Origin of the sequence: Polaribacter sp. KT 15 (assembly GCF_900143115.1) — a bacterium.
Taxonomy (GTDB): domain Bacteria; phylum Bacteroidota; class Bacteroidia; order Flavobacteriales; family Flavobacteriaceae; genus Polaribacter; species Polaribacter marinaquae.
Genome location: NZ_LT670850.1, coordinates 1,148,047 through 1,161,688, shown reverse-complemented (window position 1 = coordinate 1,161,688; position 13,642 = coordinate 1,148,047). Strand labels below are relative to the sequence as shown.

General features: G+C 30.3%; 11 protein-coding genes. 10 read left to right on the top strand and 1 reads right to left on the bottom strand.

Annotation, left to right across the window (positions count from 1 at the left end; all coding sequences use genetic code 11):
* Positions 1-27 precede the first annotated feature (27 nt).
* The 10 genes from B5464_RS14565 to B5464_RS05330 all read left to right on the top strand — a co-directional run bounded on the left by B5464_RS14565 (position 28) and on the right by B5464_RS05330 (position 10,825).
* On the top strand, positions 28-159 hold the full coding sequence (locus B5464_RS14565) for a hypothetical protein (RefSeq protein ID WP_302849547.1): 132 nt from the start codon (positions 28-30) through the stop codon (positions 157-159).
* Positions 160-238: 79 nt separating this feature from the next.
* Positions 239-871, top strand: coding sequence for a Crp/Fnr family transcriptional regulator (locus tag B5464_RS05370; RefSeq protein ID WP_079737519.1), 633 nt, complete (start codon positions 239-241; stop codon positions 869-871).
* Positions 872-923: 52 nt separating this feature from the next.
* On the top strand, positions 924-1,922 hold the full coding sequence (locus tag B5464_RS05365) for a DUF3365 domain-containing protein (RefSeq protein ID WP_079737518.1): 999 nt from the start codon (positions 924-926) through the stop codon (positions 1,920-1,922).
* Between the two features lie 8 nt (positions 1,923-1,930).
* A complete protein-coding gene (gene trxA / locus B5464_RS05360; protein WP_079737517.1) occupies positions 1,931-2,227 on the top strand; it encodes a thioredoxin in 297 nt (98 codons plus the stop codon).
* A 155-nt stretch (positions 2,228-2,382) separates the two neighbouring features.
* The gene (locus B5464_RS05355; RefSeq protein WP_079737516.1) at positions 2,383-3,738 is read left to right on the top strand and encodes a cytochrome ubiquinol oxidase subunit I; all 1,356 of its coding nucleotides are present in this window, start codon (positions 2,383-2,385) and stop codon (positions 3,736-3,738) included.
* Between the two features lie 10 nt (positions 3,739-3,748).
* The gene (gene cydB / locus B5464_RS05350) at positions 3,749-4,786 is read left to right on the top strand and encodes a cytochrome d ubiquinol oxidase subunit II (protein ID WP_077810370.1); all 1,038 of its coding nucleotides are present in this window, start codon (positions 3,749-3,751) and stop codon (positions 4,784-4,786) included.
* A 138-nt stretch (positions 4,787-4,924) separates the two neighbouring features.
* Positions 4,925-6,235, top strand: coding sequence for a TolC family protein (locus tag B5464_RS05345; protein ID WP_079737515.1), 1,311 nt, complete (start codon positions 4,925-4,927; stop codon positions 6,233-6,235).
* A gap of 8 nt (positions 6,236-6,243) precedes the next feature.
* Complete coding sequence (locus B5464_RS05340) at positions 6,244-7,323, top strand: efflux RND transporter periplasmic adaptor subunit (RefSeq protein WP_079737514.1); 1,080 nt, start codon at positions 6,244-6,246, stop codon at positions 7,321-7,323.
* A gap of 108 nt (positions 7,324-7,431) precedes the next feature.
* On the top strand, positions 7,432-10,626 hold the full coding sequence (locus tag B5464_RS05335) for an efflux RND transporter permease subunit (protein WP_079737513.1): 3,195 nt from the start codon (positions 7,432-7,434) through the stop codon (positions 10,624-10,626).
* A gap of 13 nt (positions 10,627-10,639) precedes the next feature.
* Positions 10,640-10,825: a DUF2892 domain-containing protein gene (locus B5464_RS05330; protein WP_077810366.1), complete on the top strand. Its 186-nt coding sequence runs from the start codon at positions 10,640-10,642 to the stop codon at positions 10,823-10,825.
* Between the two features lie 55 nt (positions 10,826-10,880).
* On the opposite strand, the gene B5464_RS05325 is transcribed toward B5464_RS05330, so the two are convergent.
* The gene (locus B5464_RS05325) at positions 10,881-13,622 is read right to left on the bottom strand and encodes an outer membrane beta-barrel protein (RefSeq protein WP_079737512.1); all 2,742 of its coding nucleotides are present in this window, start codon (positions 13,620-13,622) and stop codon (positions 10,881-10,883) included.
* Positions 13,623-13,642 lie beyond the last annotated feature (20 nt).

Here is a 13,642-nt window from a genome sequence, read left to right as displayed (position 1 = left end):
TTTTAGTTTTGTAGCAAACTTAAAATTATGGACTTTTTAAATTTTCCGCTAGTTTCTTGGGTAAACGGTACAGTTATGATTGGTGTATTTGCTGTTGTAGTAATCGGTTTAATAGCAGCAATTTTTTTATTGATAAATTCAGATAAGAAAGTAAAATAATCAAACTTAAATCTTTAATAGGTTTAAAATACTTTGCGTAAAATCATTTTATTATTTTTATACTTTTAAAATTTATAAAATGGCAGACGAATTAGCTACTAATTTTGGATATCTTTTTGAAGATAGTTTAATACAAGAAATCACAGAAATAGGTGTTTCTAAAGCTTATAAAGCAGAGTCTACAATTATAGACCGAGGAGATTACATAACTTCGATGCCATTATTACTTTCTGGAGCTATAAAAATACTTAGAGAAGATGAAAAAGGCGAGGAGCTAGTTTTGTATTATTTAGAAAAAGGAGATACTTGTGCCATGACACTTTCGTGCTGTATGGGACAAACAAAAAGTAAAATTAGAGCCGTTGCAGAAACAGATGTAGAGTTAATAATGTTGCCAAAAGAAAAGATGACCGCATGGTTAAGCTCTTATAAATCTTGGCAATCTTTTATTTTACAAAGTTACCACAACCGTGTAGAAGAACTTCTTGTGGCAGTAGATACTATTGCTTTTTTAAAAATGGACGAGCGTCTTTTTAAGTATTTAAAAGACAAAGCGATGGTTACACACAATGATGTTTTACAAGTAACTCACAAACAAATTTCAGACGATTTACACACTTCTAGAGTTGTGATTTCTAGATTATTAAAAAAGCTAGAGAATGAAAGCAAAATTCAACTTTTTAGAAACAATATAAAGGTTCTAGAACTGTAACATTGGTTACTGTACAAAAGAAAATTAGAGCCTATTTTTGTAAAAAAAAAAGATGAGATTACTTACATTATTACTAGTTTTCATACTATTTTTCAGTTGTAAAGATAATAACAGGCCTTCATACTCTAAAAAAGAAGTAATAACTTCTAAAAACATTCAAGAACTAGAAGGTGAAAAACTTATGGAAAACAAGTGCTATGTTTGTCATAGTCCTTCTGCTTCGCATGATGATAGAATTGCACCTCCTATGATTGCTATCAAAAAACATTATATTTCTTCAGAAACCACTAAAGAGAAGTTTATAGAATCTTTACAAAGTTTTGTGAAAAATCCTACTAAAGAAGCTTCAAAAATGAGAGGTGCTGTAAGAAGATTTGGGCTAATGCCTAAACAGGTTTTTGCAGCAAACGATATTAAAAAAATTGCTGAATATATTTATGATAATAATATTGAACAACCAAAATGGTTTGAGTCTCATTTTAAGGAAGAAAGAGGTAAAGGAAAGGGAAAAGTAAAAACGAAAGGGAAGCAAGGTCATAAAATGGGTGAAAATTTTAAAGATTTACCAAATTCTGAGAGAGGTTTGCAATATGCTCTTTCTACAAAAGCAGTTTTAGGTAAAAATTTAATGAGTAAAATTCAAAAAGAAGGAACACTAGAAGCGTTAAAATTTTGCAACGTAAAAGCATATCCTTTAACAGATAGTATGTCTGTTTTTCACAAAGCAACTATTAAAAGAGTTTCAGATAAACCTAGAAACCCTAAAAATGCCGCTAATTTAGAGGAGTTGAAAATAATTAATTTGTTTAAAAAAGATGTTGTAATAAATAAAGAATCAGAGCCAATAGTAGTAGAAACAGAAAACAATATAAATGTTTATTACCCTATTAAAACAAATAGTATGTGTTTGCAATGCCATGGATCTCCTAAAAAACAAGTTACAGAAAACACGCTTTCTAAATTAAAAGAATTATATCCCAAAGATCAGGCTTTGGGTTACGATATAAATCAAGTTCGTGGAATTTGGAATGTTTCATTTAATAAAAAATAGTTTTAAACATGAGTAAATTTTCAGAAATAATAGATCAAGAAAAACCAGTTTTAGTCGATTTTTTTGCAGAATGGTGTGGCCCTTGTAAAATGATGAGTCCAATTTTAAAACAAGTTAAAGACGTTTTAGGCGACAAGGTTTCAATTATTAAAATAAATGTTGATAAAAATCAATCATTAGCTTCAAGATATCAAGTTAGAGGAGTGCCAACTTTTATGGTTTTTAAAGAAGGGAAACAGCTTTGGCGACAATCTGGAGTTTTACAAACAAAAGAATTGGTTGAAATTATAAAAAGATTTAGTTAACTCTAAAGCACTTGTGTAGGCAAGTGCTTTTTTTATGAGTTTATATTTTAATAATTGAAGTATTGTAAACTTTATTAAACACGATAAAATGTAATATTTGTTACATTAAAAATCATAGAAAGATTTTACATTTACTGTATATTTAATTCATTATCATGGATACAGAAATTTTAGCACGAATTCAGTTTGCATTCACAATTGCCTTTCACTATATATATCCGCCTTTAAGTATAGGAATAGGATTTATTATGGTAATAATGGAAGGTTTATATTTAAAAACGGGTAATAAACATTATGAAATTTTAACTCGTTTTTGGTTAAAAATATTCGCTATAACTTTTGGTATAGGTGTTGCTACCGGAATTATTATGGAGTTTGAATTTGGTACCAATTGGTCTGTTTATTCAAAATATGTTGGTGATATTTTTGGTAGTGCATTAGCAGCAGAAGGCTTGTTTGCATTTGGTTTAGAAAGTACGTTTTTGGGTATTTTAATTTTTGGATGGAACAGAGTATCACCGAAAGTACATTTTATTTCTACAATTGGTGTTTTTTTAGGTTCTATGTTTTCTGCAGTTTGGATTGTTGTAGCCAATAGTTGGCAACAAACTCCTGCAGGTTATCATATTGTAGGTGAAGGTTTAAATGCTAGGGCAGAAGTTACCGATTTTTGGGAAATGGTTTTTAACCCATCTAGTGTAGATAGAATTATTCATGTATGGCAAGGAGCTTTTTTAGCAGGTGCTTTTTTGGTTTTAAGTGTTCATGCCTATTATCTTTTAAAAGGACGATATATTACAATTTCTAAAAAAGCATTTAAAATTGCTTTAGCTGTGGCAACTATTATCTCTTTAACACAATTAGTTTCTGGGCATAGTTCTGCGGATGGTGTTGCAAAAAATCAGCCAGCTAAATTAGCAGCAATGGAAGGGCATTATGAAAAATCGGCGCCGGCAGATTTGTATCTTTTTGGTTGGGTAGATAACGAGAGTCAAGAAGTTACAGGTTTAGCTTTACCTGGTGGATTATCCTTTTTAGTACATCAAGATTTTGAAGCACCAGTTACTGGCTTAAATGCTTTTCCAGAAGAAGACAGACCAGGGCAAGTAAATGCAGTTTTTCAGTTTTATCATATCATGATTGCTATCGGAATGTTTTTAATCGCATTAACATTATATGCAAGTTTTTTATGGTGGAGAGGAAAATTATTCGACAAAAGATGGCTTTTACATATTTTTGCATTCTCGGTAATTTTACCGCAAATAGCCAATCAAGTAGGTTGGTTTGCTGCAGAAATGGGTAGACAACCTTGGATTGTTTATGGGCATTTAAGAACCAACGAAGGCTTTTCTCAAGAAGTGTCATCAAATCAAATTCTCTTTTCGTTAATCCTATTTTTAGTAGTTTATACGTTATTATTTCTTTTGTTTATTTATTCTCTGCATAAAAAAATAAAGCATGGTCCTTATGATGAAGCTAAAAATCCTAATGAATTTTTAAAACATGTTTAACGCTATACATATGGAAACTTTTTTAGGGGTAGATTACCCAACATTATGGTATTTAGTGGTTGGATTATTATTTTCTGGATATGCTATTTTAGAAGGTTTTGATTACGGTGCAGGAGCATGGCATTTATTTTTAAGAAAAGATTTAAGTAGGCGTGTTGCTATAAATGCAATTGGGCCTCTTTGGGATGCAAACCAAGTTTGGTTAATTATTGGTGGTGGTGCTTTGTTTGCTGGTTTTCCAGTAATGTATGCAACTATGTTATCTGCAATGTATATTCCGTTTATGCTATTTTTAGTTTTATTGGTATTACGTTCTTCGGCTATTAAGTTTAGAAGTTCAGAAAAAATGATTTGGTGGCGAAAAACATGGGATATTATTTATTTTGTTTCCAATACTTTAATAGCTTTTCTATTGGGTGTTGTTTTAGGAAACATACTGCAAGGGTTTGAAATAGGAGAAAATTATAGCTACAAAGGCGGGATATTTTTTGCTTTTTTAAGTCCGTATGCAATTATGGTTGGTTTCACAACCTTGTCTATTTTTATGACTCAAGGTGCCATTTTTTTATTGTTAAAAACAGAAGGACGTTTGTATGCAAGATTAACATTTTTACTTAAAAAAGGAATGGTGTTTTTTATTCTTTCATTTACAGTAACGTCTTTTTATACTTTGGTTTTTTTACCAGGAGTTACCGATAAATTTAAAGAATACCCTGTATTTTTTATTTTACCAATTCTTGCTTTTTTAGCAGTAGCGAATGTGCCAAGGTTGGTTTCAAAGAAAAAATATGGCAATGCTCTGGTTTTTTCATCGTTAACAATGGCGTTTTTATTAATGCTAGTTGCTTTTCAATTGTACCCTGTTTTATTGCCTTCTACCATAGACCCTAAATTTAGTGTTACCATTTATAATGCTGCATCATCTCAAAAATCTTTAGGCATTATGTTAACAATTGTTTTAATTGGAGCACCGCTTTTAGCAGGATACTTTTTGTTTTTATATAAAACTTTTCACGGTAAGGTAAAGTTAGATGATACAAGTTATTAGAAACTAACTTAGTTTTTAATTTAAAAGTTAATTAAAAAGCACTTAAATCTCTATGGTTTAAGTGCTTTTTCTTTAGTAACTAATGTTACTAAAAAAAGATTTTATTCGATTTAGCTTTGTACTGTTAAAATAGAATAGATGAATAAAATAATAAAAAGTGTGCTTGTAATTGTGTTATTGTTTTCTAAACAATTACCTGCACAAGAAATAATTTCGATTGGTAAGTCTGATGTTTTGTCTAAAATATTTGAAAACAATTTATCCTTAAAAATTTCTAAAGAAGATTTTAATGCAGCAAAAGCAGATTACAATCAAACCAATGCAGTCTTTTTACCAAACATTACAGCAAGTCATACTGGTATTTCTACAACGAATCCTTTAATGGCTTTTGGTTCTAAATTAAATCAAGAAATATTAACGCAAAATGATTTTAATCCAGCGTTATTAAATGACCCTGCTACCACTAGAAATTTTGCTACAAAGATCGAAATTCAGCAACCATTAATAAATCTTGACGGTTTTTATCAAAGAAAAGCAGCCAAATCTAAAATGGAAGCAATGTCTTTAAAAACAGAAAGAACGCAAGATTACTTGGTGTTTGAAGTAGATAAAGCATACATGCAATTGCAATTAGCTTATAAAGCAGTAGATGTTTTAGAAAAAGCGTTAAAAGCTGCCAATGCAAACAAACAAATGGCAGATAATAGTTTTAAACAAGGATTTTTACAGCGAGCAGATGTTTTAAATGTTGAGGTAAGAGTAACAGAAGTTAAAAACCAATTACAAACTGCAAAAAGTAATGTGCAAAATGCCTCTAATTATTTGTCTTTTTTAATGAATGATAAAAACTATGTCGTTTATAAACCAACAGAAACCTTATCAGTGGTTAGTTTTAATGTTGATGATAAAAAAATATCAGAAAACAGATCTGATATCAAAGCAATGGAACTTGCTTTAAAAGGATTTGAAGCAATGAATAAAGCAGCTAAAATGGCTTTTTTACCTCGTTTAAATGCTTTTGGTAGTTATGAAATGTATGATAATGAAGTGTTTCAAGGAAATGCAAACGGATATTTAATTGGTGCACAATTAAGTTGGGATTTGTTTCAAGGATCTAAACGTTTTGGAAAAGCTAAAAAAAGTAAAGCTGAATTTGAAAAATCGAAATTAGAATACAATCAATATGTATCTAAAAGCAATTTAGAATTAAACAAAGTAAAACGCCAATTAGTAGATGCTAAAAATAGATTAGAATTAACAAGTTTAGCAATACAACAATCTGAAGAATCTTTAAGAATTAGAAAAAATAGATTTAAAGAAGGATTAGAAAAAACATCTGATTTGTTAATGGCAGAAACTCAATTTGCTAAAAAGCAATTAGAATATTACCAAACAATTTTCGAATACAATTTTACACAAACTTATTTAGAATTTTTAACTAAAGAATAATCATTAAAATGAAAAAATATATCTACATAATCGCGTTTTTATCTGCATCAATATTTATTACAAGTTGTGGTAGCGAAGAAAAAAAAGCAGCAATAGATAATACTCCTGCCATTAAAATTTCGGTAAATAAAGTTGCTGTAAATAGTAATAGCCAATTTTTGTCTGTTAGTGGTAAAATACAAGCAGCAAATAGTACAGACTTAAGTACTAGAATGATGGGTTACGTAAAAAAGGTACACGTAAATGTTGGCGATAAAGTAAGAAAAGGTCAGTTGTTAGTTTCTATTAATAATACAGATTTAGAAGCTAAAAAAGGACAAGTAAATGCAGGAATAATTCAAGCAAAAGCTGCTTTTAAAAATGCTGAAAAAAATTACAACCGTTTTAAAAATTTATTTGCAAGCAACAGTGTTACTCAAAAAGAAATGGATGATATGACTGCAAATTACGAAATGGCAAAAGCCGGATTAGAATCTGCAAATCAAATGAAAAATGAAATTAATGCACAGTTTACGTATTCTAATATTACAGCTCCTTTTAGTGGTGTAATTACAAGTAAAAATATTGATAATGGAGATATGGCAAACCCAGGAATGCCTTTAATTAGTTTAGAAACTCCTAAAGTTTTTGAAGTGATTGCAATGGTGCCAGAAACAGAAATATCAGAAATTGACAAAGGAACAGACTTAAATGTATTAGTAAAATCGATTGATACAACGGTAAAAGGAAAAGTTACAGAAGTAAGTTCTTCTGCAAAAAACACTGGAGGACAATATTTAGTAAAAGTAGCTTTAGAAAAAACAGATGCAAATATTTTATCTGGTATGTTTTCTACGGTTCAGTTTCCTGTAGAAAGAAAAGTAAAATCTGAGTTGGTTTTAATTCCTTTAAAAGCAGTAGTTAAAAACGGACAATTATCTGGAGTTTATACAGTAAGTGAAAGTAACACAGCAATTTTACGTTGGTTACGCTTAGGTAGAACTTACGGAAATGAAGTTGAAGTTTTATCTGGTTTAAATGCAGATGAATCTTATATAGTTTCTGCTGAAGGAAAATTATTTAACGGAGCAAAAATTACAATTCAATAACTAACATTCCGCGTTAAGGATAGCAATGGAAATCCTTTTTTTGCTGCCATTTATGGCAAAAAAAGATTGAAATGGATAGCCTGTTAAAACGCCAAAAAAATAAATAATATGAAAGAAGGTTTAGCTGGTAAAATTGCAAAAGTCTTTATAGGATCTAAACTTACAGTGCTTCTAATGATCGTTTTTATGTTTGTTGGCGTATATGCTTCGTTTTTAATTCCTAGAGAAGAAGAGCCGCAAATTGATGTGCCAATGGCAGATATTTTTGTGGGTTACCCAGGCGCAAGTCCTACAGAAGTAGAAAATAGAGTTGTAAAACCTTTAGAGAAATTAATTTCTAATATTAAGGGTGTAGAGTATGTGTATGCGACTGCAATGAACGAAAAAGCAATGGTAATTGTTCAGTTTTATGTGGGCGAAGATATTGAGCGTTCGTTTGTGAAATTGTATAATGAAATTAACAAACATATGGATCAAATGCCACAAGGTGTTACGTTTCCGTTAGTTAAAACACGTGCTATTGATGATGTGCCAATGTTAGGTTTAACGTTGTGGAGTGAAAACTACAGTGATTATCAAATTAGCCAAATGGCGCAAGAGTTAGAAACAGAAATTAAGAAAGTAAATGATGTTTCTATTACACATAAAATTGGAGGAAGAAATCGTCAGTTACGAGTTGTTTTAGATAAAGATAAATTGGCTGCTAGCGGATTAGATTTCTTATCTGTTTCTGAAATGATAAAAGCAAATAATACACAATTAAGTTCTGGTAGTTTTGATAAAAACGATACTGAGTTTTTAGTAAATACAGGTGAATTTTTAGCTTCTGTTACAGATGTAGAAAACTTAGTTGTTGGTGTGCAGCAGAATTTGCCAATTTATTTAAAACAGATTGCAACAATTGTTGACGGACCAGAAATTCCACAAAACTATGTGTCTTTAGGTTTTGGACAAGCAAGTGATAAAGCTCAAACTTATAAATCTGAATATCCTGCAGTAACGATTTCTGTTGCTAAAAGAAAAGGAGCAGATGCAATGAAAATTGCTGAGGTAGTTTTAGATAAAGTAGCTCATTTAAGAACTACTTTAATACCAGATGACGTTCATGTAGAAGTAACAAGAAATTATGGAGAAACAGCTTCTCATAAAGTATCAGAATTATTATTACACCTTATTGGTTCTATCATTGCAGTAACACTTGTAGTGATGTTAGCTATGGGTTGGCGTGGTGGATTGGTCGTGTTTTTATCTGTGCCAATTACATTTGCTTTAACATTGTTGAGTTACTACATGTTAGATTATACTTTAAACAGAATTACGCTTTTTGCATTGGTTTTTGTTACAGGTATTGTAGTTGATGATTCTATTATTATTGCAGAAAACATGCACAGGCATTTTAAAATGAAACGCTTGCCTTTTAAACAAGCAGCTTTATATGCAATTAATGAAGTTGGTAATCCAACAATTTTAGCAACATTTACTGTAATTGCTTCTGTTTTACCAATGGCTTTTGTGTCTGGTTTGATGGGGCCTTATATGGCGCCAATGCCAATAGGAGCATCAATTGCAATGATTTTATCTTTATTTGTAGCGTTAACAATTACACCTTATTTAGGATATGTTTTCTTAAGAGAAAAAGATAAAAAAGGAGGAGAAGAAAAAGTTGAAAAACCGTTAGAAGAAACGTTTATTTATAGAGTATACAACAAGTTTGAAAGACCTTTATTAGAAAATGCAACCAAAAGATGGTTGTTTTTAGGAGGAACATTCTTTGTTTTAATTGCAACTATGGGATTATTTGTAACCAATTCTGTTGCAGTAAAAATGTTGCCTTTTGATAATAAAAACGAGTTTCAGGTGGTAATAGATATGCCAGAGGGAACAACTTTAGAAAGAACAGGTGTTGTTACACAAGAAATTGCTCAGTATTTATCTACTAGACCAGAAGTGGTGAATTATCAAAATTACATTGGTACTTCTGCACCAATAACTTTTAATGGATTAGTGCGTCATTATGATTTACGTGGTGGATCTAATATGGCAGATATTCAGGTGAATTTGGTTGATAAAGGAGACAGAACAATTCAAAGTCATGAAATTGCTAAATTACTAAGACCAGAAATTCAGAAAATTGCAAAAAAATACAATGCAAATGTAAAATTGGTAGAGGTACCACCAGGACCTCCTGTTTTATCGACAATTGTTGCTGAGGTATACGGACCAGATTATAAAGAGCAAATTAGAATAGCAAACGATGTTCAGAATATCTTAAAAAATACCGATGATGTTGTAGATATTGATTGGATGGTAGAAGCAGATCAAAAAGAATATCAATTTGAAATAAATAAAGAAAAAGCAATGTTGTATGGTGTTGCGCCACAGCAAATTGCATATACCATGAACATGGCTTTATCTAACAGATCAATAACAATTTTATATGATGAAAATGCAGTAAATCAGGTTGGTTTGGTGTTGAGTTTAGATGAAAAAGAAAAATCTACTATTTCTGATATTTCTCAATTAAAAGTAAAATCTAAAATGGGAAATATGGTTCCTATTTCAGATTTGGTTGAAATTAAAGAAACAATTGCTGAAAAAAGTATTTATAGAAAAAACCAAAAACGTGTTGTTTATGTAATGGCAGATATGGCTGGGGAATTAGAAAGTCCTGCATACGCAATTTTAGGAATGGAAAAAGAATTGAATAAAATTGAGCTTCCAGAAGGTTATAAACTAAACGAAATGTATTTAGGACAGCCAGATTACGAAGATGATTATACTGTAAAATGGGATGGAGAATGGCAAATTACCTTAGAGGTTTTTAGAGATTTAGGAATTGCTTTTTTAGGCGCAATTATTTTGATTTATATTTTGATTGTAGGTTGGTTTCAAAACTTTAAAGCACCAGTTGTAATGATGGTTGCCATACCATTATCATTAATAGGTATTGTTTTAGGACACTGGATTATGGGCGCATTTTTTACAGCAACATCGTTTATTGGAATGATTGCTTTAGCTGGAATTATGGTAAGAAACTCGGTTTTATTGATCGATTTTATCAACTTAAGGCTAGAAGAAGGTGTCCCGTTAAAACAAGCAGCAATAGAAGCTGGAGCTGTAAGAACAACACCAATTTTATTAACTGCGGGTACAGTGGTAATTGGAGCCTTTGTTATTTTATTTGATCCAATTTTTCAAGGATTGGCAATTTCGTTAATGGGAGGTACAATTGTTTCTACTGTTTTAACATTATTGGTTGTGCCATTGGTGTATTATATGATAGAAAAAAAGAATTATAAATAAAAACAAGTAAATTATGTTGAATAAATATTTTAGAGTTATAGTTGGTTGTATGGTGCTTTTAATGGTTTTATTAACTTATTATGTAAGTATTAAATGGTTGTGGTTTGGTGTGTTTATTGGGGTAAATATGATACAATCAGCATTTACAAAATGGTGTTTGTTAGAAACTATTTTGATGAAACTTGGAATTAAAAAATAATAAAAAAGCCCGATAAATTAATTTATCGGGCTTTTTTTTAAGTATTATATTGATTTTATCCTCTATACCTTCTTCTATCTCCTCCTTCAAATTTCTTACCAGCGCTGCCTAAACTATTAAATTTCCAGGTAAAAGATAACATTGCGTATTGATTTAAAACCGTACTCGAAGAATCTTGAATGTAATCTTCTGTTGCAACTCTTCTTGCATTGGTGTTTTGATCTAAAATATCATAAACTTTTAAACTAATAGCACCTTGGTCTTTTAAGATAGAATAACGTAAAGTTGTGTTCCAGAACCAAGCACTTTTTTGAAAACCATCTGCAATATTAGGATTGTAATTATAGTTGATGTCATTTCTCCATTCTAATTTTTTTGGTAAAAATGTTGCAGTTTGTATGGTAACATCATGACTTACAAAATTTCTATCCTCAAAACTTTCGATATCATATTTGTTGTTATTGAATGAAATTGAATATTCTGGCCTAATTTGAAGTACCTTATCCCAATTAAAATCAAAACCAATTCTAGGTGAAATAGTTGCTGTTTTACTTGAGTATTGAATTCCGTTATTAAAGTTGATGTTTTTATTATAGTTACCAAAAACTCTAAATTCTGTTCTTAAACTTCCAAAATCTTCCCACTTCTTTGTAGTGCTATAACTTCCTCCTGCTCTAAAACTATAAAAGCCATCTACATTTGCATAAGTTGTTTCTCTAATTAAAGAGTTAGGATCTATGATTGTTTTTGCAACAACTCTATCATTTGTAAAAGTTAAGTTTGCAAAAGACCAAAAACCAGTTCTTTTTTGCCAATTAAAATTAGAAGCACCAAAGTTTAAAGAATGTGTTTTAGAAGGCGTTAAAGATGGATTACCAGTTACAATATTTAAAGGATTAGATTCATCTCTAAAAGGTTGTAATTGCGATAAACTAGGTGTATTATTTCTAAAACGATATCTTAAACGATACCTGCTACTTCTACTTTCTCTAAAACGCACACCAAAACCATATTCTAAATTATTAAAATCTCTAACTAAATTTGTTTCAGGTCTTAAAAAATCTACGTTTTCTAAAGTTCTATTTACTTGAGCTATTTCTGCCGATGCAGACCATTTATCATTTCTAAATTCTAATTCTAAACTTGGTCTTTTCGTTTTATCTAAATACTCGAAATCTGTACTTAATAAAGTACTAAAACTTGTAAAATCGTTAGTAGCTTGATCAAAATCGAAAGTACTACGTTTTGTTTTCGTTTTTGTGTTGCCATATGCATAAGCAACATCTAAAAATAATTTATTGGCCATAATTGGTAAACGGTATGTAAATTCACTACCAATTTCTTTAACCTCTGTTTTTCCGTCAGAATATTGATTTCTGATAATTTGATCAGGATTAGAGCCATAAATATTTGTTTCAGATTTTACAAAATCGTCTGTTTTATTATCACTAAAATTTGCTGTTACTTCTGCTCTTATAAAGGCACCTTTACTTCCAAACCTTTTAGAAAAGTTAATTTCATTGTCAAATTGATTTCTATCAGAATCTGCAACAGAATTTGTTTCAGAATCGTTGGTAAGTGTTCTATCATTATTTAAACTTTCTGAAATACTGTTAAAAGTGTTTGTATTTAAGTTCTTGTTAAAATCAGATTCAATATCTATTCTAAAAGTACTATCAATTTCAATTTCGAAATCGATACTTGCATCGTGGCTATCGCTTTCGTTTACAGAATTGCTATTAGAGTTTCTAAAAAAACTTTCACCGTTAGATAAAAACGTTTCTCTATTGTTAGAAGAAGTGTTTTTAGATTCACTGTTTTTGTAAAAATAATCTCCAGAAAATTCAAAAATTTTCTTGAACACGTTAATGTAATTTACACCATAATTATTTGATGTAATAATACCTTGTCCGCCACCAAAACTTCTATTATTACCGCCAAAACGAAGCCTTTGATTACCAAAACTAAAACCTGGCGAGTTTATATTGTTTCCACCGGCTAAAAGTCCTATTCGTTCACTTTGTTCAAAACGAGTTCCTAAACCAGCATACTCATAACGATCATCTGTACCTATACCCGCAGCTACTTTACCAAAATAACCTTTATTGTTTTCTTTCTTTATGGTTAAGTTTATTGTTTTATTTTCTCCATCAGAATCTTCGCCTGCAAACGCTTGAGCATTTGTTTTTGTATCAGAAATCTGAATTTTCTCTATAATTTCTTTTGTTAAGTTTCTAGTTGTAATTGTAGGGTCGTTACCAAAAAAAGGTTTACCATTTACAAGAATTTTATTTACCTCTTTACCGTTTACAGTAATTGTACCTTCTGCATCTACCTCTACACCTGGTAATTTTTTAAGTAAATCTTCTACATTAGCATCTGCTTTTGTTTTAAATGATTTTACATTAAATTCTACCGTATCTTTTTTTATAGTAATTGGCGCAGAAGATCTAATAACAATAGCATCTAAAGTATTGGCAGATTTTAGATATAATGTACCAACGTTTTGATTTTTTACATCTATAATTTTAGAATATGACTCGAAACCAATAAAAGAAACTACTAACTTTAATTTAGAATCGCCTGTATTAGAAACAATTTTAAAATCTCCTTTGGCATCTGTAATTGTATAAGAAACAATGCTACTATCTTTTAACCTTTCTACATGTACGGTTGCAGATTCTAACATTTCTTTATCTTCAGCAGATTTTATGATTCCGCTAATTGTAAAGTCTTTTTTTTGCGAATAGGTTAAAGATGTCGCTAAAAAAGCAATTAAAAGTAATATTTTTTTCATTTGAGTTTGTTAGTATTATT

Coding starts and splice junctions, on each gene's coding strand:
- B5464_RS14565 (WP_302849547.1), top strand. CDS start 28: ATGGACTTTTTAAATTTTCCGCTAGTTTCTTGGGTAAACGGTACAGTT.
- B5464_RS05355 (WP_079737516.1), top strand. CDS start 2,383: ATGGATACAGAAATTTTAGCACGAATTCAGTTTGCATTCACAATTGCC.
- B5464_RS05340 (WP_079737514.1), top strand. CDS start 6,244: ATGAAAAAATATATCTACATAATCGCGTTTTTATCTGCATCAATATTT.
- B5464_RS05370 (WP_079737519.1), top strand. CDS start 239: ATGGCAGACGAATTAGCTACTAATTTTGGATATCTTTTTGAAGATAGT.
- B5464_RS05330 (WP_077810366.1), top strand. CDS start 10,640: ATGTTGAATAAATATTTTAGAGTTATAGTTGGTTGTATGGTGCTTTTA.
- cydB (WP_077810370.1), top strand. CDS start 3,749: ATGGAAACTTTTTTAGGGGTAGATTACCCAACATTATGGTATTTAGTG.
- B5464_RS05325 (WP_079737512.1), bottom strand. CDS start 13,622: ATGAAAAAAATATTACTTTTAATTGCTTTTTTAGCGACATCTTTAACC.
- B5464_RS05335 (WP_079737513.1), top strand. CDS start 7,432: ATGAAAGAAGGTTTAGCTGGTAAAATTGCAAAAGTCTTTATAGGATCT.
- trxA (WP_079737517.1), top strand. CDS start 1,931: ATGAGTAAATTTTCAGAAATAATAGATCAAGAAAAACCAGTTTTAGTC.
- B5464_RS05345 (WP_079737515.1), top strand. CDS start 4,925: ATGAATAAAATAATAAAAAGTGTGCTTGTAATTGTGTTATTGTTTTCT.
- B5464_RS05365 (WP_079737518.1), top strand. CDS start 924: ATGAGATTACTTACATTATTACTAGTTTTCATACTATTTTTCAGTTGT.